Consider the following 22,523-nt stretch of genomic DNA (forward strand, 5'->3'; position numbering starts at 1 on the left):
TATAGTGTTTGACAACTGCAACTTAATAGTAAACACTATTTTTCAAGTTCTTTCACTTTTTCATAAATGCGCTCGCTTTCCCAACCTTTACGAAGTAGGTAATCACAGAATTTTTTTCGTTTTTTCAAATCGTTTTTTTCAGTAATAGTTTCCCAGTGTTTTTCGGATAAAGTTTCGAAAGTCATTTCATATTCCTCGGTTGGGATTTCTTTTAGTGCTTTGTTAACCAAATAATCAGAGATTTTTCTGGCTTTTAACTCATTTTTGATTCGAATTTTACCCCATTTTTTTTGATGAAATTTACTAATTGAAAAAACGGATGCAAATCGTTCTTCGTTCAAGAAATTATGTTCTATTAGATGTACAATAATTTTGTCTTTTTCTTGTTGATTCAAAACAAAAGAGCGCAACTTTTCTGACACTTCAATATGACATCGTTCTTGATAAGAACAGTAATATTCTAACTTTTGTACAATATCTTCTACAGAACTAGTTGATTTTGAGCTCAAAACGATTAAAAAGATTGAAATTTGTTAATAATTTAATAACGCAAATGTATTGAAATTGTGCGGATTAGAAGTAATTTTGTAGTCCCAAATCTTTTTAAATTAATAGTAAACATAATTCATTTTAAATGAAATTTAAAATAGCTTTTCTAGCATTACTTTGCAGTGTTTTTTCTTGGGGACAAACTATTATTTATAGTTCTGCTTGTTCTGCTGCTTCGCCGGCATGGACTTATAATAATACTACTGCTGTGCAGCCAATACAGCAAGGTACTTATTGGTTATTAGAAGATTCGGATAACATAATTTCGGAGCCATTTGATGTTAGTTCATATGTTTCTGGTCTTTCTTTAAGTTTTCTAGTTGGAACTTATGGCGCTGGAGCTCCAAATGCACCTGTGTTTGTTGAGTATTCAGAAGATAATGGGTTTACGTGGTCTACAACGACATTTACTTCTGCAACTCCAACATCGGCTACTTTGATAGCGTCTGGGGTTTTTAGCATACCACCATCTACGTCGACTCAATTCAAATTAAGATTTAACAAAGGAATTCTTGGAGGAAGGCAAGGTATTCGAATAGATGATATACTTTTTACTGGCTTAGGACCATGCACAGTTCCTTTAAACCAAGCATCAGGTATTACTTTTAGTAATCCATTAATCAACGGAGCTACAATATCATGGACTAATGGTGTGTCAACTTCTGGTTCAATGGTAGTTATTCGTCCTACTGCCTCACTACTACTAGATCCTTCAACAAGTACATCATATACACCTAATACAAATTATGCAACAGCAGGTCAAATAGATGTTGATAATAGAGTAGTTTATTTAGGAGGAGGGACTAGTGTAAATGTAACAGGATTAAATCCTGAAACACAATATACGGCTACAATATATTCCTACAATGCATTAGATTGTTATAATACTACTGCGCCGGTTTCAGTGAATTTCTATACATTGTCAACTGAACCAACGGCTCAACCCGGTGCTGGAACATTTACATGTGCTGTAGGCGTACCCAATACTTCTGTAATTAATTTAACTTTTCCTGCAGCCAACACACTTGGAGGCGATGGATACATTATTCTTTACAGAATTGGAGCGGCTCCAACAGGAGTTCCAACAGATGGTGCTTTTCATGCTCCAGGAACTGTATTTGGTGATGCAATTGTTTTAGGACAAACTGCTAACACAGGAACAACAACAACTTATGCCGCAACTGGATTAAATAGTGGAACAAATTATTTTTTCTCAATAGTACCATTCAATGCTTTTTTGAGCGTTTCAGGAACATTAAATTATAGAACAGCAGCAACAATCTTAACAACAAATTGTACTACAGCCGTTGCAACATCTTTAATAACTTTTGCAAATAATGGTACTCAGGTGACTGCTGCGAATGTGCCACAAGGTACTACAGATTTAATTTTACATAAATTTCAACTTTCTGTAGCTACTGCAAATGCAACTTTACAAGGAATAACGGCAACTACTAATGGAACATATGTAACTGCCGATCTTTTAAATTTAAAAGTTCGTTATTCTGTTAACAATGTTTTGGATGCTGCAGATGCAACTTTAAGTACTTTTAATTCGCCTGGTATTGCTGGAGTAAAAACTTTTCCAAGTTTTTTATCACAGGTTATTACAGCAGGAACTATAGGATATATATTTATTACCGCAGATATTTCAGCGTCTGCAACTTTAAACAATACAATTGCTTTAAATGTAATAACAACCGCAAATGTTACTTTTGCAGCTGGTGTAAAAGGCGGAACTACTACTGCCGGTGGCACACAAACAATTTCACCATCAGCACCAGCTGTACCAACTTCTTTTACAAGAGTATGTACTTCTAATACAACTCAATCCTTAACTTGGGCAGCTCCTGCAACAGGAACATTTGATGGATACTTATTAGTAGTTAGAGATGGCGCAACCCCACATGCGGTTACAACAATTGTAGCATCATCACAGTCTTTTAATTCAAATTATAGTTTAGCCCCAACTTACAATGCAACAACTTCAAGAGTTTTGTATATAGGAACAGGAACTTCAGCAACGATTACTGGTTTAACACCGGGTGTAGCGTATACTTATGCCTTGTATGCCTACAAAAATAATGGAGCATCCTCAGTATTTTCAACAACTGCAACAACTATTACTCAAACAACTGCTGTCCCTAATGTAACAGGTTTTGGTTCAACACCTGCAAATGCTTCAGGAACTGTAACTTGGAGTAACCCAAATTCAGCTTGTTATGATGAAGTTCTGGCTGTTGTTACTACTTCACCGGGTATTACTTTTGCACCTTCTGGAAACGGAAGTTCTTATGTGCCAAATACGGTTTACGCTGCACCCAACCAAGTTGTTTTTAATAGTATAGGAAATTTTGTAACTATTACCGGATTGACTAATGGTGTAACTTATTATGTTGAAATTTTTGTTAGAAAAGGTTCAGAATGGAGTTCTGGAGTTGAAACTAGTTTTACACCGAATTTAGCAACAGTTTTTAAACCAGGAGAGTTAGTTTTTGTTGGATTTGACGGACAATATGCTGGTAGTGGTCCAGACGATCAATATATGGTTGCAACAATGGTAGATATTATTCCAGGAACTACATTTTCAATAGCTAATTCACGTTATGAAGCTGGAGCTGCTGCCAATATTAGAACTGATAAATGGGGTGGAGCAGGAAATGACCCTAGCGCAACACCAGGAGTTACCAATTTTACATATAATGGCTCAGGAAATATTCCTGCTGGTTCTGTTTTGGTTTTAAATACAAATAGTTCAAATGTATTTAGTTATGAAGGTGTTATTACTGGCACAACATTAACCGACAGAACTTCTGATTTTATAACTACTCAACCTTTTGGATTAGGAACAACGCCAAATATTACAACATCTAATGGAGATGGAGAACAAATCTATTTATTGCAAGGAAATTTTGTTTCGGATGGATTAATAGATGCTAATGAAGCTAATTATATCTTAACTGGAACATTACTTCATGGATTTACAATTAAAACAGGATGGGTTCCTTTTACATCTGCTTGTAGTGGTGTGAATGGTGGAGGAAGTAATAGACAATCTCGCTTGCCAAATGCATTAACTTGTTTTAATGTTGAAAGTGCAGTTGCAAATACTATTAGTGGTTATTATAGAAATAGTGCTGAGCATGGTTCTACATCTATAAGAAATATAATAAAAGCAATTGCTAATGTTGGAACCAATTGGGTTATTGGAACAACAAGATATACTATTGATGCAACAAGTAGTGCAACAAACAGAGCAGGAAAAACCTTTATCATTGGAGTTAGTGAAACTTCTGGACAATGGGTTGGTGATTTTGATACCAACTGGTTTAATTGTTCAAATTGGGGTAGATTGACCGTTCCAGATGAAACTGTTGATGTAATTATAGATAATGTAACTTCTATTAATAATTCCATAATTGATTACACAGCTACCTATTCAGATTTTTACGCTGATTTGGCAGTTTGTAACAATCTTACCATCAACGGAAGAAGTATAATAATTCAGGCAAATTCCAACAATAAATTGGAAGTTTACGGAAATGTTTCTATTGCAGCATCAGGAACTTTAGATATGAATGATAGTACCAATGGAACTCCAGATGGACAACTTTATTTGTTTGGAAATTGGACTAATAATGGTACAGAAACTAATTTTGATCAAGGCGAAAGCACCATCCATTTTAAAGGAAGTGTTGCTCAGGTAATAAATAATGTTGCTCCAAGAGGAACAGAATTATTCTACAATGTAGTACTTGATAACGACTTTAACACAGCTGTTTCTAATGATTTAATTGCTCAAGGTGATTTAACTATTAACGCTACAAGAACATTAAATATTGATTCAAATGGATTTGTTTATGCTTATAAAAGATTAAATCATAATGGGGATTTGTCTATCGCTAACAATGGACAATTTATTCAAGTTGACGAAACAGACAATAATATGGGTGTCTATACTGGAACAAAATTTCAACTAACAAGAACAGCTCAAGCTAAGAATTTTGATTATGTTTATTGGAGTTCACCAACTGAAAATTTTGCAGTTACTGGCATTCCAACTAATAATCGTTACGAATGGAATACTTTATTTGCTAATGCTAATGGAACATTAGGAAATTGGGCAACAGCATCTGGAAATATGACTAAAGGAAAAGGATATATTGCCAGAGCTTCTAATGGTTCTGCAACACCAGTTGGATTAAGTACAATCTTTACAGGAAAACCTCACAATGGTCAATTCAACTTTGCAATAAATAGAGGAAATTATAATGGAGCAGACTATGATGCTGATTTAACCAATCCAAATAATGTATTGACAACAAAATTTGATGACAATTGGAATTTAGTTGGAAATCCTTATCCATCAGCGATAGATGCTGAGGAGTTCTTGGTTCAAAATCAAACGAAGATAGAAGGTGCTGTATGGATTTGGACACATGGTTTGAATCCAACTTCAAATGTTAGTCCGTTTTATAGCAATTATCAGTACAATTATTCATCATCAGATTATATAAAATACAATGGTTTAGGTTCAACAGATCCTGATACTTTTGCAGGAAAAATAGCTTCTGGACAAGGATTTATGGTGAACATGCTTCATACAACTGCAACTCCAAACACCATAACTTTTACAAATAATATGAGAAGTGATGCTTCAATGGTTCAGTATGACAATACCGATTTCTTTAGAGGTGTTTCAACAACTACTGTCGGACCTGTTGAGGAAAAACACAGAATATGGTTGGATATTATCAATACTACTTCTGGACAGATGGACAGAACATTATTAGGATATTCAACGAGTTCAACCCTAGATGTTGACCATTTGTATGATTGTATTTTTAGACCAACATCAGAGTTGAGCATGTATTCTATTATCAATTCAGAGCCATTTATTATTCAAGGACGACCATTACCTTTCAATAATTTTGACCTTGTTCCACTGGGAATCAGAATTGTTGCTGCAGGAAATCATACTATTGCTATCAAGAAAGTAGATGGTTTATTTGAGCAAAATCAAGATATTTATTTAGAAGATAAGCAGTTAAATATTATTCATGATTTAAGACAAGCGCCTTATAACTTTACATCTTCAGTTGGAACTTTCAATGACAGATTTGTTTTAAGATATACAACAGCAGCATTGAGTAATGAAAATTTCGAATCTATTGAAAATTCTGTTTTCATGTCGGCTAATGATGGTCAAATTAAAATTAGAACTATTAATGAACTATTGAGCGAGGTAACGGTTTATGATGTTTTAGGAAGAGAAATTATAAAGAAAACTAACATAGCTTCAAGCAATTTAACATTAAGCAATATTACAGCAAGAAATCAAGCTTTGATTGTGAAAATAAAATTAGAAAATGGTGAAGTTGTTACTAGAAAAGTAATTCTTTAGTCAGTTTCTTAAAACGAAAAAGTCCCAATCTCTTAAAGGTTGGGACTTTTTTTTATGTTTTAGATTTTATTATTTTCCTTTTCCAGAAGCTTCTAGATTTCTTTCAATTTTGTGATCAGGACGAGACCATTTAGGTTTTTCTCCCAAAGCTTGAAATTGTGAATCTTCCGCCTCAACAGTTGTTGGTTGCATCAATTTGATGAATGGTTTTTGAGGTAGTAATCCAAGAGTTTCAAACATTTTCATGTCTTCATTCACATCAGGATTTGGTGTTGTAAGAAGTTTGTCACCAGCAAAAATTGAATTTGCACCAGCAAAGAAGCACATAGCTTGACCTTCACGAGACATTTCAGTTCTACCAGCAGAAAGTCTAACTTGAGTTTCTGGCATTATGATTCTTGTAGTGGCAACCATTCGAATCATTTCCCAAATTTCAACTGGTTTTTCATTTTCCATTGGAGTTCCTTCAACAGCTACAAGTGCATTAATTGGCACCGATTCCGGTTGAGGGTTTAATGTTGAAAGTGCCACAAGCATTCCTGCTCTGTCTTCTATAGATTCACCCATTCCAATAATTCCACCACTGCAAACTGTAACGTTAGTTTTACGAACGTTGTCTATTGTTTGTAATCTATCTTCAAATCCACGAGTTGAAATTACCTCTTTATAATATTCTTCAGAAGTGTCTAAGTTGTGATTATAAGCATATAAACCAGCTTCTGCTAAACGTTGCGCTTGATTTTCAGTTAACATTCCAAGAGTACAACACACTTCCATTTCCAGTTTATTAATGGTACGAACCATTTCTAAAACTTGGTCAAATTCTGGTCCGTCTTTTACATTTCTCCACGCTGCACCCATACAGACTCTTGATGAACCACTCGATTTTGCTCTTAATGCCTGAGCTTTTACTTGGCTTACAGACATTAAATCATTGCCTTCAATATCGGTATGATATCTTGCTGCTTGTGGACAATAGCCACAATCTTCTGGACAACCACCAGTTTTAATAGAAAGTAATGTAGAAACTTGAACCACATTTGGGTCATGGTTTTCTCTATGAATGGTTGCTGCTTCATACATTAAATCCATTAAAGGTTTATTGTATATCGCTATAATTTCTTCTTTAGTCCAATTGTGTTTTGTAATACTCATAATTACTTTTTATGTTGCATCAAAAGTAGTTAATTTGTTTTGAAGTAAAAAAAGAAATTCTATTTCGTTAGTTACGTTTTGGAAGAAAGCATAATTTACATTTCCTCTTTAAAAACATTTTTTGTTTTCCAATATAAAATATTAATGAAGGCTACCATAAGTACAGATGCAATTCCTTCAATAAATAATCCAAAACTATATTCGGGAATACTAGGATTGCCTCCAAAAAGAAAAGCTTCGGATAGCTTATTTAGGTAGACAGTTCCACCTCGAAAATTAAGATAAAGAAAAAGACCAATTATACTTAATGCTACACCTATAAAACCTGTTAATACCGTCGATATAAAGTTTTGCAAATAGCCAGTTTTTCCTTTTTTTAAATTTGTTTTAATGACTAAGTTTAGTCCATAGACAACAATAATAACATTTAATATTCTTAAGAAATAAAGATTTGATAAGCCAAGAACTTCCATTAAAAGAAAGTAAAAACCTATTCCAAGAAATATTAAAAAACCGTATTTAAATTCATTTGATAATTTCATAATCTTAATTTTTTTAAGTTTTTAGTAAACATGTTACTATAAATATAAGAAAATATTAATTATAAATTATTAAATTTAACAAATAATAAAAATGTGTTTCAAACTTTTTTTAAAGTTACAATCTAGAAATAAATGATAGAGAAGTTTCTTTGTCTGAATACAATTGGTTTTTTAAAGAATCAAAAGAGTCAAATTTTTGTTCTTCACGAATAAAATCTAGTAGTTCAATGGTGATTAATTCATCATAAATGTCTTCGTTGAAGTCAAAAAAATTCACTTCTATTGTTTGGTTTTGTCCATCGACAGTTGGACGCGTACCGATATTCATCATGCCATAAATTATTCTTTTATTGTAATTACTTTTTACAATATAAACGCCGTTTTTCGGAATCAACTTATAATCTTCATTAATTTTAATGTTAGCTGTTGGAAATCCGATTGTGCGACCGAGTTGTTTTCCTTTTACAATTATTCCTGAAAAGAAATAATTGTAACCAAGATAGTCATTAGCCAAAGTTATTTTTCCTTCTAAAATAGCATTTCTAATTTTGGTAGAACTTACTGCATTATCATTTATTTCTTGAGCTGAAATTTGATCTACTTCAAATCCGTATTCTTCTCCAAATACAATTAAATCATTAATATTGGCAGTTCTGTTTCTTCCAAAACGATGATCGTAACCAATAATTATCTTCTGAATATTTAATTGATTAACTAAAATTTCTTTAACAAATTCTTCAGCTGTAAGTCTTGAAAATTCTTGATTAAATGGATGAATGATTAAATTATCAATCCCTGTTTTTTCTAAAAGTATTGTTTTTTCATCTACAGTATTTAGAAGTTGTACAACAGAATTATCTTGTAGTACCATTCTTGGATGAGGGAAAAAGGTTATAACAACACTTTCACAATTAAGTTCTTTAGCGTTAAGAATTATTCTTTCAAGAATTTTTTTATGACCAATATGCACACCATCAAAAGTGCCAATGGTAACAACGGATTTTTTTTTATTATATTCTTTAATATTGTTGTAGGTTTTCAAGAAAAGGAAATTTTAGTTGCAAAGGTAAATCATTTATATTGATCCTAAAAATTATGAAAATAGACACTAATATGGTTTTATTGAAAGTTTTTGTTTTATAAATATATGAAATCGAGTTTTTTAGTTTTTTTATTAAACTACCTTTTATATATTTACGACCTTATTAAACTAACTCAATTTATGAAAAAAACTACACTATTAACCTTGATTACCCTATTGCTTACTACTATTGGGTTTTCGCAATCAAACCGATTTTGGATTTCTCATAATCCTAATGACAGAATAATCAACAAAGACAAAGCAGTAGCAAGACTAGCTTTTCCTAAAGATTTTAAATTATTTGATTTAAACATTACTCCTTTAAGACAACAATTATTCTCAATTGTTGGGAATCAGTCCGTTTCTCGTTCAACTATTATATCACTGCCAAATGCAGATGGAGGTGTTGAAGAATTTGAAGTTTATGAAGCTTCTAATTTTGAACCAGATTTGCAAGCACAATTTCCTGAAATTAGAGCTTATTCAGGTAAAGGTATTACAGATAGATATGCAACTTTAAAATTAAGTATTTCACCTCAAGGAATACAAACTATGGTTTTTAGAGCTGATAAAGAAAGTGAATTTATTGAAGCTTATTCTCAAGATCATACAACTTATGCAGTTTTTAAATCTCAAAGACAAAAAGGAGCTTTAGCATGGACTTGTTCTACAGAAGATCAAAAACTAGTTCAAGAAATTGGTAACAGAGTATCTACAAATACAACAGCATTATCAAGCGCAGGACAATTAAAAACGATGCGTTTAGCTCAATCATGTAATGCAGAATACTCAAATTATTTTGGAGCAACTAATGCTAGTCAAGTTGGTTTAGTTGTTGCTGCTTTTAATGCAACATTAACACGTTGTAATGGTGTTTATGAAAAAGATTTAGCACTTCATCTTAATTTAGTTGCTGGTTCAACAAATGTAATTTATTACAATCCAACTACTGACCCATATACCACAATGGGAAATTGGAATACTCAGTTACAACAAGCGCTTAATACAACATTAACAGGAACAGGTACATCTTTGGCTGTTAATAATGCAGCCTATGATGTAGGTCATATGTTTGGTGCAAGCGGTGGTGGTGGAAACGCAGGTTGTATTGGTTGTGTTTGTGTGAATGGTGTTGCCGCTGGTACAGGTGGTACTAAAGGAAGGGGTATTACTTCTCCTGCTGATGGAATCCCACAAGGAGATAATTTTGATATCGATTATGTAGTACATGAAATTGGACACCAATTAGGTGGTAATCATACTTTTTCAAATTCAAATGAAGGAGCAGGAGTTAATAAAGAAGTAGGTTCAGGAGTAACAATTATGGGGTATGCTGGAATTACAGGTCAAGACGTCGCTCCACATTCTATTGATATTTACCATGAAACTACAATTGAGCAAATTCAAAATAATTTAGCTACAAAATTGTGTCCTATTACAACATCTTTATTAGGAACAAATGCGACTCCAGTAGTTGCTCCGGTTGCAAATTATATCATTCCTAGAAGTACTCCTTTTGTACTTACAGGTTCTGCTACAGATGCAGATGTTGCAGATGCATTAACTTATTGCTGGGAACAAAATGACGATGGAGCTTCTTCTACTGGTGCTAATAGTAGTGCAAGTATAACTAAAACGATAGGGCCAAACTTTATCTCATGGTTGCCAACTGCTTCTCCTAGCAGATATTTTCCAAAGTTATCTTCTATTATCGCTAACTCAGCAACAACTAGTCAGGTTGGTGGAGATGCAGGGATGTTGTCAGAAGCATTAAGCTCTGTTTCAAGAACGTTAAATTTTAGATTAACAGTTAGAGATAACTCTCCGTATAGTTCAACTGCACCAATAAAAGTTGGTCAAACAGCCTACACTGACATGGTGGTTACAGTTAATGCCGCTGCAGGTCCATTTGTTGTGAACACACCTAATACTGCTGTTTCATGGATAGTAGGAACAAACCAAACAGTTTTATGGAATGTGGCAGGAACAACAGGAAACGGTGTTAATTCTCCTTTTGTAGATGTCTTTTTATCAACTGATGGGGGTTTAACATATCCTATTCAATTAGCTAATAAAGTTCCAAATAATGGAAGTACTGTAGTAACTGTTCCAAATAATGTAGGTACAAATAATAGAATAATGGTAAAAGGATATCAACATATTTTCTTTGATATATCTAATACTAATTTTACAATAACAACAGCACCATCAACATTTGCTGTAACTCAATCAAGTGTACAAAGTACATTAGTTTGTTCTGTACCATCAACAACTTATACTTTTGACTATATTGCATTGGGAGGATTTACTGGAACTACTACTTTTAGTGCTTCTGGAAATCCAGCTGGAACAAATGTAACTTTTAGCCCAGCATCTTTAAGTTCTTCAAATGGAACTGTTGTCATGACAATTGATAACTTGCTTACTGCACCAGCTGGAGTTTACAACATAAATGTTAATGCAACTTCTGGGGCAGATGTAAAAACTGTTCCTTTTTACTTATATTTAGGTTTGCCAGATGTTACACTAACATCTCCAGCAAATAATGCAGTTGCACAAAATACTTCACTGGCATTGACTTGGTCAGTAAATCCAAGTGCATCTTCTTACAATGTTCAAGTAGCTACTGATGCTGGATTTAATACAATTATAAGTTCAGGAAGTGTTACCACTAATGTTTACAATGTAAATGGACTGACAGAAGGTGTAGCGTATTTTTGGAGAGTTGCTCCAGTGAGTCCTTCATGTACAGGAAATTTTAGTACAGGATACAAGTTTGTAACAGGAATAATTACTTGCTTAACAGCTACTTCTACAAATGTGCCTATAACAATACCAACAACTGCAAATGTAACAGCAAATTCTACATTAAATGTTACATCAACTAATACGGTTTCTGATGCAAACGTTACTATTGATATTACCCATAGTTGGGTAAATGATATGACAATTACATTAATCAGCCCAAGTGGAACTCAAGTTCAATTAGTAGCTCAACCATGTACAAGTGTAGCTTTAAATGATATTACGGCTACATTTGATGATGCTGGTGTACCTATAGTTTGTGGAAACAATCCAGCAATTTCTGGTGTAGTTATTCCTGCTCAAGCACTATCGGCTTTCAATGGAGAACCTATGAACGGAACATGGACATTAAGAGTATTGGATTCTTTTAACCAAGATGGAGGTTCGATTAATGGATGGAGTTTAAATTTATGTAATACAGCGCCAGCCTTAGCGGTTAATCAAAATATATTTGAAAATTTTGCATTGTATCCGAACCCAAATAATGGAACTTTTACAGTTCAATTCAATTCTTTATCTGACAATTCTATTTTAATTGGAATTCATGATATTAGAGGAAGAGAAGTTTTTTCTAAAACGTATCAAAACAATGGATTTTTCAATGAAAAATTGCAATTAGACAATCTTCAATCTGGAGTTTATCTAATTAATATTCAAGATGGTGATAAGAAAATCACCAAAAAAATAGTGATTGAATAACGATTGTAAAAAATATTTTTTTAAAGGGAAGTAATTACTTCCCTTTTTTATTTACTTTTGGAATCTTAAAATTTAAAAAATGAAAAAGATTATTCTTATTGTATTGGCAATTAGTTCGTTAAATGTTTTTTCGCAACGAACCTGTGCCACTACAGAAAAAATGAACGAACTTAAAGCAAATAATCCTTCTTTTGCAATTCATCATCAAGAGACAATGGATTATTTACAAAATTCTACTACAGCTCAGACTAATAAAAGTCCTAACGTAGTTGTTACTATTCCAGTTGTATTTCATGTTTTGTATAAAACATCAATTCAGAATATTAGTGATGCTCAAATCAATTCACAACTGACAATATTGAATAATGATTTTAGAAAATTAAATTCAGATTTTTCTACAGTAGTTCCAGCTGCTTTTCAAGGTCTTGGAGCCGATGTAGAAATATTGTTTTGCAAAGCAACAAGAACACCAGCAGGAGTAGCATCTACAGGTATTGAAAGAAAATCAGTTCCTTCGTCTTTTGTTTTTGAAAATGACTATTTTGCAACGGCCGGTTTGACAGCATGGGATCCAACAAAATATTTAAACATTTGGATAGGAAGGTTTACAAATAATCAGTTATTAGGATTTGCATATTTGCCATCTGCGGCAGGTTTAGCTTATGATGGTTTGTGTATTGGGGATCAGTTTTTTGGAAATACAGGAACAGCTACAGCTCCTTTCAATAAAGGTAGAACTGCCACCCATGAAATTGGACACTATTTTGGATTATTGCATCCTTGGGGAGATGATGGAAGCACTTGTGGGACAGCGGCTAATAGTGATGGGGTTTCTGATACACCAGCAACAAACGATCCGTATTCTGGATGCCCTACTTTTCCTAATAATACTAATGCTTGTACTTCAACAACAAATGGTTCAATGTTTATGAACTATATGGATTATGTTAATGATGCTTGTATGGCATTTTTTACAAATGGTCAAAAAACAATAATGCGAAATACATTAAACGGACCAAGAGCAAGTTTGTTAACTTCAAATGGTTGTGCCTCACTTGGTCTTGATGAAGTAGGAGCAATTCAAGCTATTGCGGTTTATCCTAATCCGGTCTCTCAGTATTTTATCATTACCTCTCCTCATACCACTGTTGATTTTGTTGAGGTTTATAATGTAAATGGCCAGTTGGTAAAGTCTCAAAAGCTTGAAGAAATAAATAATAAAATATATATTGAAGACTTAGAATCGGGTGTTTATTATTTAAGAATATACAATGGAGAAAGCTTTTTGAAATCAGATAAGATAATTAAAAAGTAATATTTTTTTGTTAAAATATTTTGCCTCAAATGTTAATAAATATTTGAGGCTTCTTTTTTTTGATTCTAAATTAAGAAATTATCATTTTTTTTAATAAATTTGAACAATTAATAATAAAAACATTATGAAAAAAAACTTACTATTTACTTTTAGTGCGGTTTTAATTTTTGTTTCGAGTTTTGGTCAAGGTTCTCTATGGAATAAAACTACAGAGGATAGAGTAAAAAATTTAAGCAAGATGGATCGTGCTTCAATGCCAAGAGAATACCAATTATTTTCTCTTGACTTCAATGCTTTAAAAGTACAATTACAACAAGCTCCTTCTGAAAATGCTGGAAGTTCAAATGTAATTGTTGACTTTCCAAATCAAAACGGAGAATTTACTAGTTATAAAATTTTTGATGCTCCAGTGATGGAAGCAGGGTTAGCTAATAGATATCCAGATATTAAGTCTTATACTGGAGTAAGTGTAGATGGAACATCTTCAATTCGTTTTAGTACTACAATTTTTGGATTACATGTGATGTCACTTACAGGTAACTCAGGTACTTATTATTTAGATACTTACACAAAAGACCTTGAAAACTATATTGTTTATGGAAGAAATAATATTTCAAGTAGTAATGCTTTTTCATGTTTTGTTCAAGATGAAGAATTAGCTCCAAGATTGTTAGAAACTAGCTCTGTTGCTGCTAATGATGGCAGATTTAGACAATATAGATTAGCTATGGCATGTACTGTAGAATATGCAGCCTTTCATATTAATGCAGCAGGAGTTGGAGCCGGAACTTTAGCTCAGCGAAAAGCAGCTGTTTTAGCCGCAATGAACGTTACAATGACACGCGTAAATGGTTTATACGAAAGAGATATGTCATTACGTATGAATTTAGTCGCTAATAATGATTTAGTAATTTTTGTAGATTCTGATAACTTTTCAAATGATACTGCGGGTAGTTTAATTAATGAAAGTCAAGTTGAAATTGATGCTGCAATTGGTACAGCAAATTATGACATAGGACATACTGTAAGTACTGGTGGCGGTGGTTTAGCTCAATTAAACTCACCTTGTACTACAAGTAAGGCAAGAGGAATTACAGGTTCGCCAGCTCCAGTTGGAGACCCTTATGATATTGATTACGTAGCTCATGAAATGGGGCATCAATTTGGTGCAACACATACTTTCAACAATTCATGTGGAGGTAATAGATCTGCTGGTACTGCTGTAGAACCAGGTTCTGGAAATACAATTATGGGGTATGCAGGAATCTGTGCTCCAGATGTACAAAGTAACTCAGATGCACATTTCCAAACAGTGAGTTTAAATCAAATGATGACATTTACCACTACAACTGGAAATTGTGCTCCAAATGCTTTGAATGGAAATACACCTCCAGCAGTTAATGCAGGTGTTGATAGAACAATTCCTAAAGGAACTGCATTTATACTGTTTCCTCAATCTGTAACTGATGCAAATGGTGATTCTTTAACTTATTGTTGGGAGCAAACTGATAATGCAGTTTCAACTCAGCCACCTACACCAAATAATACTACAGGACCAAGTTTTAGATCTAATCCTCCTGTAGCTGCACCTGAACGATATATGCCACCATTAGCAAGTGTTGTTGCTGGAAATTTGGCTCCAACATGGGAAGTTGTTTCTACTGCTGGTAGAACTTACAATTTTGCTTTAACTGTTAGAGATAATAGAATGCCAAATGGAGGTCAAACAACAAGAGATAATGTTGTGGTTACTGCAAGTAATACTATCGGGCCATTTTCTGTAAGTTCTCAAAGTACAACTGTGGGTTGGGCTCAAGGAAGTACTCAAACAATCACATGGGTTAGAAATGGAGCTGAAACTCTTTCAACTAACGTTGATATTTATTTGTCTACAGATGGTGGAGTTACTTTCCCAACATTGTTAACTCCTTCTGGAGTTCCAAATTCTGGAAGTGCTACAATCACAGTTCCTAATGTGGTTACACAAACGGCTAGAATTATGGTAAGAGCAAAAGAAAATATTTATTATGCTGTTAATAGCAAAAACATATTAATTGGTTATTCTGTAACTAATAATTGCGTTACTTATCCATTTAACACGGCATTCTCTCCAACAGATGGATCAACTGGTTATACTATTAGAACAATATCTGTCCCAACTTCAACAAGTACAATTTCTGATGTAAACATTAATGTAAATGCTACGCATCCAAACATTCAACACTTAAATTTTGCTGTTGTAAGACCTGGAGGTTCATTGCTAACATTATACAATCAAGGATGCTCAAGTGGTGCGAATATGAATGTGACTTGGGATGCTCAAGGTTCAGCATTAACATGTGCAAGTCCAACACAAGGAACTTATATTCCTGTAGGAAGTCTAGATTCTATGATTGGATTTAATCCATCTGGAACATGGCAAATGGGATTCAGAGATTTAGTTGCTGGTACAACAGGAACGATTAACTCATTTTCTATTGAAATTTGTTCTCAAACAATTGCTTTATTAGGAAATGATAGCTTCTCTTTTGATAGCTTCTCATTATATCCAAATCCTAACGATGGAACTTTTACTGTTAAGTTTAATTCAAATACAGGAAATAATATTAATGTAGCTGTTTTTGATATGAGAGGAAGATCAATCTTCAACAATGTATATCAAAATAATGGAGTGTTTGAACAAACATTACAGTTAGACAACGTGCAATCTGGAATTTACCTTGTAAATATTCAAGATGGAGATAAAAAGATTGTTAAGAAAATAGTAGTAGAATAATTTTCTATTATAAATAAAAAGTCCCGATAAAATCGGGACTTTTTTAGTTTATAGAACTTGTAATGGTTTTAATTATTTGAGGAACTTTAGTAATAGTGAAGTCTAAATTTAAAGTTATATTATCGTTTATTTTTTTTAGTTTTAATTTACCTTCTTCCACTTTATAATAACCTGTTTGTCCTCTACAGAAACAAAATCTACCAAAATGCATTTTAGTTTGTTGTAGTTCCTTATTAGTTAAATTTAGTTCTGTATCGTTATTGTTTATTTCAAAAATTATTTCTTCTCTGTAACCTGCATCTTGTAAATCACCTTTTACGATTCTGTTGTACTGATAAACGATTATAGAAGTAGTTTCATTATCAATAATTTGTGTATACGTTGATCCAAATTCGTCAGTTTTTATAACTAAACTTTTGTTCTTCAGTATTTCTGTGGTACAAACTCCGTCAGAGGGACAAGGAGATTCTGTTTTTGTAACGACTTTATTTTCTTCTTCTTTTTTCATTATTTCCTTGTTTGTACAACAGAAAGAAAAGAGAATTGCGGTTGGGATTATGAATAGTTTTTTCATTGTTAACTTATTTGATTAGATAAAGATAATCAAAAAGAATACCATTATTTACCATTATAAATATTCATAGTGTTTGCTAACCCGGCTAATGCAAAAGATGTTATAATTTCACTGCCAAGCTCAAGTCTTTCTTGCAGTTTGGTTTTTTCATCGTCATTCCATTCGCCTAATACGTAATCTACTTGTTTTCCTTTTTTAAATTCATCACTGATACCAAATCTAAATCTAGGATATTCTGTTGAGTTTAGTACTAGTTGTATGTTTTTTAAGCCATTATGACCACCATCACTTCCTTTAGATTTTATACGGATTGTTCCAAAAGACAAGTTTAAATCATCAGTAATAACTAAAATATTTTCTTTTTCAATGTTTTCTTTTTCCATCCAAAATTTCACAGCTTTTCCACTTAGATTCATGTAAGTATTTGGTTTTAGCAAAATTAGAGTACGGCCTTTTGTTTTAAATTCAGCTACATCACCAAGTTTTGCTGTTTGAAATGAAATAGCTTCTTTTTTAGTAAAATAATCTAAGATTTTGAATCCGATGTTGTGTCTTGTGTTTACATACTCGGCGCCAATGTTACCAAGGCCAACGATTAGGAATTTCTTCATTGGGGTTTCTTCTTGTTTGTTGTTTTGTTTAAAAATTCTTGAAAACCAATTCATGTGGTAAAAATAGTATAATTGTTTTGAAAATGGAATTTTATGTAAATCGTTTGCAGTTTAACCCTGATGAAAATAAAAAATGGTAATTGAGGCTTTCGAAATCACCATTTTTATATAATGAACAGCAGGAATAAGGTTTGCAAGATTTACTACTGATTCGTTCCAAATAAAAAAAGCACCAGTAAATAAATACTGATGCTTTGATATAAAGGTTTTTTGAAAATTATTTTTTCTTTCCTTTTGCAGCTGTTTTTTCTGCTTTTGCAGCTTCCTGAGCAGCTTTCATAGCAGCACGTGAAATCTTCACTTGACAAACTACAGTGTTGTCTGGGTGCATCAATTTGAAATTGTTTGTAGCTAATTTAGTTACGTACAATTTATTACCCATTTGTAATTCTGAGATGTTAGCTTCTACAAAATCAGGAAGATTTTTTGGTAAAGCTTTCACTTTTAATCTTCTTTGATTTAAATTTAAAACACCACCTAAAAGTACACCTGGAGAAGTTCCTGTAACTTTTACTGGCACTTCCATAATGATTTCTTTATCATCTGACAATTGGAAAAAGTCAATGTGTAAAATAGCATCACTTACTGGGTGAAATTGGATGTCTTGTAAAATAGCATCAAATTTTTTACCTCCTAAATCAATGGCAACTGTGTGCGCATTTGGAGTGTAAACCAAACTTTTGAAAGCTTTTGCTTCTGCTTGAAAATGTACTGGTTGACTTCCTCCGTAAATTACGCAAGGAACCATTCCAGCATTACGTACCGCTTTGGTTGCTACCTTGCCCACGCTTTCTCTTTCTGATCCTTTAATCGAAATTGATTTCATTGTAAAAATATATAGTTAATAAAAATAAATTACATTAAAAATTTTCCACTGATGGAATTGTTGTGTTGCACCATGTGCATAACTTCTGCAAAAAGAGGTGCACAACTCACCACTCTTATTTTATTTGATTCTTTCTTTAACGGAATAGAATCGGTAACTATTAATTCTAATAATTTAGAATTTTCAATCTTTTCGTATGCGTCACCTGAAAGAATTGCGTGTGTACAAATTGCTCTTACACTTAATGCGCCTTTTTCAATCATTAAATCAGCCGCTTTTGCTAATGTGCCTCCAGTATCAATCATGTCATCAACAAGAACAATATTTCTTCCTTTAACATCACCAATTAGTTCCATTGAACCAATTTCGTTTGCGGCTTTTCTTTGTTTGTAACAAATAACTACGTCTGATTCTAGAAATTTAGAATAGGCATAAGCTCTTTTTGAACCTCCCATATCTGGAGATGCGATTGTCAAATTTTCTAAATTTAAACTTTTCACATAAGGCAAGAAAATAGTTGAAGCAAACAAATGATCAACTGGTTTTTCAAAGAAACCTTGAATCTGATCGGCGTGTAAATCCATGGTCATGATTCGAGTTGCTCCTGCAGTTTCTAGCAATTTTGCTACTAGTTTTGCTCCAATCGGCACTCTTGGCTTGTCTTTTCTATCTTGTCTTGCGTATCCAAAGTAAGGAATTACGGGTGTTATATGTCTTGCAGATGCTCTTTTTGCTGCATCAATCATTAATAATAACTCCATCAAATTGTCAGCTGTTGGAAATGTAGAGCAAACAATAAAGACGCGTAATCCTCTTATAGATTCTTCAAACGAAGGTTGGAATTCTCCATCACTAAATTTTGAGAACGTTACTTTGCCTAGCGGAATACCATAGTTTTTAGCTATTTCTTCTGCTAAATGAACACTTTGTGAACAGGCAAATATTTTTGCTTCTGGTTCTAAATGTGACATTATAATTTGTTGTTTTAATTCGAACTGTTTTAATTCTAATTTGCCTTAAATTTTATAAGAGAAGAAAGAATTTAAATGCCTCGAATGTAGTTAGTTAGTTGTGTGTCGTTTTAACGAGGTGCAAATTTAGAAATAAAATCCGAGTCTGAAAGGATATTTTTAACTATTTTCTTGAAAATGTGTTTAAAATTTATTTACATTTGCAACGTGTTAAAACAAATTGATTTTTTTAGTCAATTTTAATGCGATGAAATGACTGTTGTTATTTCTGTCTCCAAGAGCACGAATGGTAAATATTTTACTTTATTTATTCTAGCTTAGCCCGGATGGCAAAATATTTAATTAATTTTTTCTAAAAATTAGTATTTATTAATCCATCTAAAATCTGCCCGGATGGCGGAATTGGTAGACGCGCTGGTCTCAAACACCTGTGGGAAACCGTGCCGGTTCGACTCCGGCTCCGGGTACATTAAAAGTCTGTAATTGTATTGTTAATCAATATATTACAGGCTTTTTTTATTGAAGTTGCCAAACCATTGCCAAACAATCTTGTAAATAATATTATTTTTTAAGCGAATAATAAATTTGAAATTGTTAGTGACACGAAAAATTTATAACCCCAGCTGCGCAAAGAGTTCTAATTAAAATAATTGTTCCTATGAAAGGCTGCGCAAACGTCTCCTGACTTTGCGCAATTTTTCTTATTTTTGATAAAACTTAAATTTATGAAAGAAGGATATGTTATAAGAGACCAAACATTGCCTCATTTTTTGACAGCTACCCCAGCTGCGCAAAGAGTTCTAATTAAAATAATTGTTCCTATGAAAGGCTGCGCAAACGTCCCCCAGCTGCGCAAAGAGTTCTAATTAAAATAATTGTTCCTATGAAAGGCTGCGCAAACGTCTCCTGACTTTGCGCAATTTTTCTTATTTTTGATAAAACTTAAATTTATGAAAGAAGGATATGTTATAAGAGACCAAACATTGCCTCATTTTTTGACAGCTACCGTTGTTGATTGGGTTGACGTTTTTTCTAGAAAAAATTATCGTGACGCCGTTATAGAATGTTTTGATTTTTGTATTAAAAACAAAGGAATGATTTTATACAGTTATGTAATAATGAGTAATCATATTCATATGATAGTTCAATCAAATGATGGAAAATTATCCGATTTGATTAGAGATTTTAAAAAGTTTACTTCAAAAACTATTTTAGATAAAATTCAAATAGAGCCAGAAAGCAGAAGAGAATGGATGTTAGAAAGATTCAAATTAGCAACAGAAACACATTCTAGAAACAAAAATTATCAATTTTGGCAATTGGGTAATCATGCTGAAGAAATTTATTCAGAAAAATTTATGTGGTCAAAGATAGACTATATTCATTTTAATCCGGTTCGTGCAGGAATTGTTTTAAAACCTCAAGACTATATCTATTCTAGTGCTTCAAACTATGTTTATGGAAAAGGACTTCTTGATGTTGAGATAGCACAAAACCCAGTTGTAAATGTTGCTAATCCAAATTCAATTTTGAAATATATTAGTTATGATGATTAACATAGCGCAAAGTCAGGAGACATTTGCGCAGCGCAGTACAAAAAAGAACTCTTTGCGGAGCTGGAGGAACAGGAATGTACTTTGTTCAAATCATCAATCCACAAGGTCAGATTGTGGATATCAAAAAAATTATATTGCAATAAGTTTAGTTAAGTTAAAATTGAGCCACGGGAAACTGTGGCTTTTTTGTTAGTAGCAAATAGGCGAAGTGTAATCCCCAGCTACCGCGCGAATCCCTTCGCGTGGTTCTATATTTTAAAATACCGAAAAACATAAACCCTTTCTAACAAACCTTTTTCTCCTGCGTAATCTGGAGCACTGCTGTATTTATAATCTTCCGGTCTGAACACAATACCTTCTTCAACAGGATTGTTATGTATGTATTCAATTTTTTGCTGAATGACTTCATTACTCCATAACTCAATTGGTTTGTTGTCATGTCGCCAAAATTGAAAATTTGTAGTATTTGAACTTTTTGCTGCTTCTTTTTTAAAATACTCTAATAAAAATTCTTTTCTGCTTTCCTTTGGATTCTCTTGGATTGCTTTGATAATACTTCTGCTTGTAAATCTTTTAAAATCTCCTAATAACAATTCAGGTTTTTGATTATCAACACTTCTAAAAATTAGATGCACATGATTGGTCATAATGCACCAAGCATGAATTTCCATTCCCTTGCTCTTTTGACAAAATTCTAGGCTTTCTAACAGTAAATCTTTATATTCGTTTCTAGTAAATACATCTAACCAACCCACAACTGCAAAACTAACAAAATACAATCCCTCAGAATTATGAAACTTGTAATTTCTGCTCATACTGTTTTTTTTATCAAATTTAATAAAAACTTTCTTTGGTAGCTGGGACAATATAAGTTGTTTAGAACCACGCGAAGGGATTCGCGCGGTAGCTTGGGATTTTTTGGAGCTGGATTGTTTTGACTTTGTTTGTGAACACGGATTACAAATCCGCTTTATCTGGTTAAAATTAAACAACAGATTCTCTTTCCTGAGGTGATATATCAAAATATTTCGAAATTATAGTATTTATTTCGAAATCATCTGATTGTAGCGTCTTTTTTATTCTCTCAATCTTTTGATTATTATTGTTTTAAATATCAAAAAAATGAAACACATTTTTCTCGTACAGATTTAAATTTGTATAAATTATTTTTTTATTTGTTAATACAATACAATCAAGCACCTTGTTTTTTTCTAAGAGCGTGTACTCAATTTCTTCTGTAGGATCTAATAAAATTAATATTTTATCTAAAAATGTTTTTGTGTTCATAGTTTTAAATATTTATTTCAACTTCATAATCTACGAAATCAATGGTGATTAGGTTTTTCAAGTAACAAACTTATTATGTAAGAAAAATAAGATTAAATATTATTTTTAATATTAGAATTAAATTATTTTAATCTGTAAAGTAAAATATATTTTATATTTCTTAAAAATAGTCAAAAATAACAATATAAATAATAATGTAACGACAAAATAAATACTAATTATTTTATTATTTTAATAAAACACGAAATAAAAAAGTAGAATTAATTCTACTTTTTGCGATTTTATAAATTTTTTTTTAAGTAAAATGTTTGT

General features: G+C 32.6%; 14 protein-coding genes and 1 tRNA gene. 6 read left to right on the forward strand and 9 right to left on the reverse strand.

Features of this window, described 5'->3' with window-relative positions; all coding sequences use genetic code 11:
- Nucleotides 1-35: 35 nt before the first annotated feature.
- A complete protein-coding gene (locus ABD771_RS05235; protein WP_345091634.1) occupies nucleotides 36-509 on the reverse strand; it encodes a regulatory protein RecX in 474 nt (157 codons plus the stop codon).
- A 125-nt stretch (nucleotides 510-634) separates the two neighbouring features.
- Between ABD771_RS05235 and ABD771_RS05240 the strand changes: the two genes are divergently transcribed.
- Nucleotides 635-5,953: a fibronectin type III domain-containing protein gene (locus ABD771_RS05240; RefSeq protein ID WP_345091638.1), complete on the forward strand. Its 5,319-nt coding sequence runs from the start codon at nucleotides 635-637 to the stop codon at nucleotides 5,951-5,953.
- A gap of 69 nt (nucleotides 5,954-6,022) precedes the next feature.
- On the opposite strand, the gene bioB is transcribed toward ABD771_RS05240, so the two are convergent.
- The 3 genes from bioB to ABD771_RS05255 all read right to left on the reverse strand — a co-directional run bounded on the left by bioB (nucleotide 6,023) and on the right by ABD771_RS05255 (nucleotide 8,692).
- Complete coding sequence (bioB, locus tag ABD771_RS05245; RefSeq protein WP_345091641.1) at nucleotides 6,023-7,108, reverse strand: biotin synthase BioB; 1,086 nt, start codon at nucleotides 7,106-7,108, stop codon at nucleotides 6,023-6,025.
- A gap of 95 nt (nucleotides 7,109-7,203) precedes the next feature.
- The gene (locus ABD771_RS05250) at nucleotides 7,204-7,650 is read right to left on the reverse strand and encodes a hypothetical protein (RefSeq protein WP_345091644.1); all 447 of its coding nucleotides are present in this window, start codon (nucleotides 7,648-7,650) and stop codon (nucleotides 7,204-7,206) included.
- A 115-nt stretch (nucleotides 7,651-7,765) separates the two neighbouring features.
- Complete coding sequence (locus tag ABD771_RS05255; protein ID WP_345091647.1) at nucleotides 7,766-8,692, reverse strand: bifunctional riboflavin kinase/FAD synthetase; 927 nt, start codon at nucleotides 8,690-8,692, stop codon at nucleotides 7,766-7,768.
- Between the two features lie 180 nt (nucleotides 8,693-8,872).
- On the opposite strand from ABD771_RS05255, the gene ABD771_RS05260 reads away from it, so the two are divergent.
- The 3 genes from ABD771_RS05260 (at nucleotide 8,873) to ABD771_RS05270 (ending at nucleotide 16,326) form a co-directional block, all read left to right on the forward strand.
- Complete coding sequence (locus tag ABD771_RS05260; protein ID WP_345091649.1) at nucleotides 8,873-12,235, forward strand: zinc-dependent metalloprotease; 3,363 nt, start codon at nucleotides 8,873-8,875, stop codon at nucleotides 12,233-12,235.
- A gap of 79 nt (nucleotides 12,236-12,314) precedes the next feature.
- The gene (locus ABD771_RS05265) at nucleotides 12,315-13,550 is read left to right on the forward strand and encodes a M43 family zinc metalloprotease (protein WP_345091651.1); all 1,236 of its coding nucleotides are present in this window, start codon (nucleotides 12,315-12,317) and stop codon (nucleotides 13,548-13,550) included.
- A 124-nt stretch (nucleotides 13,551-13,674) separates the two neighbouring features.
- Entirely contained in the window at nucleotides 13,675-16,326 is a 2,652-nt protein-coding gene (locus ABD771_RS05270; protein ID WP_345091654.1) for a zinc-dependent metalloprotease, read from the forward strand.
- 43 nt (nucleotides 16,327-16,369) lie between these two features.
- On the opposite strand, the gene ABD771_RS05275 is transcribed toward ABD771_RS05270, so the two are convergent.
- The 4 genes from ABD771_RS05275 to ABD771_RS05290 all read right to left on the reverse strand — a co-directional run bounded on the left by ABD771_RS05275 (nucleotide 16,370) and on the right by ABD771_RS05290 (nucleotide 19,368).
- Nucleotides 16,370-16,834 carry a hypothetical protein gene (locus tag ABD771_RS05275; protein ID WP_345091657.1) on the reverse strand — a complete coding sequence of 155 codons (465 nt, stop codon included), beginning with the start codon at nucleotides 16,832-16,834 and terminating at the stop codon, nucleotides 16,370-16,372.
- 110 nt (nucleotides 16,835-16,944) lie between these two features.
- Nucleotides 16,945-17,511, reverse strand: a complete 567-nt coding sequence (gene pth / locus ABD771_RS05280) for an aminoacyl-tRNA hydrolase (RefSeq protein WP_345091662.1) — start codon at nucleotides 17,509-17,511, stop codon at nucleotides 16,945-16,947.
- 277 nt (nucleotides 17,512-17,788) lie between these two features.
- Nucleotides 17,789-18,397, reverse strand: coding sequence for a 50S ribosomal protein L25/general stress protein Ctc (locus ABD771_RS05285; RefSeq protein ID WP_345091665.1), 609 nt, complete (start codon nucleotides 18,395-18,397; stop codon nucleotides 17,789-17,791).
- A gap of 29 nt (nucleotides 18,398-18,426) precedes the next feature.
- Nucleotides 18,427-19,368 carry a ribose-phosphate pyrophosphokinase gene (locus ABD771_RS05290; RefSeq protein WP_345091668.1) on the reverse strand — a complete coding sequence of 314 codons (942 nt, stop codon included), beginning with the start codon at nucleotides 19,366-19,368 and terminating at the stop codon, nucleotides 18,427-18,429.
- A 387-nt stretch (nucleotides 19,369-19,755) separates the two neighbouring features.
- On the opposite strand from ABD771_RS05290, the gene ABD771_RS05295 reads away from it, so the two are divergent.
- Both ABD771_RS05295 and ABD771_RS05300 read left to right on the forward strand, forming a co-directional pair.
- Nucleotides 19,756-19,835 (forward strand) — tRNA-Leu (locus ABD771_RS05295).
- Nucleotides 19,836-20,318: 483 nt separating this feature from the next.
- On the forward strand, nucleotides 20,319-20,924 hold the full coding sequence (locus ABD771_RS05300) for an REP-associated tyrosine transposase (RefSeq protein WP_345091671.1): 606 nt from the start codon (nucleotides 20,319-20,321) through the stop codon (nucleotides 20,922-20,924).
- Nucleotides 20,925-21,172: 248 nt separating this feature from the next.
- Here ABD771_RS05300 and ABD771_RS05305 read toward each other — a convergent pair whose 3' ends face one another.
- The gene (locus ABD771_RS05305; protein WP_345091675.1) at nucleotides 21,173-21,739 is read right to left on the reverse strand and encodes an REP-associated tyrosine transposase; all 567 of its coding nucleotides are present in this window, start codon (nucleotides 21,737-21,739) and stop codon (nucleotides 21,173-21,175) included.
- Nucleotides 21,740-22,523 lie beyond the last annotated feature (784 nt).

The sequence above is a fragment of the Flavobacterium chungnamense genome (assembly GCF_039539165.1).
GTDB lineage: Bacteria > Bacteroidota > Bacteroidia > Flavobacteriales > Flavobacteriaceae > Flavobacterium > Flavobacterium chungnamense.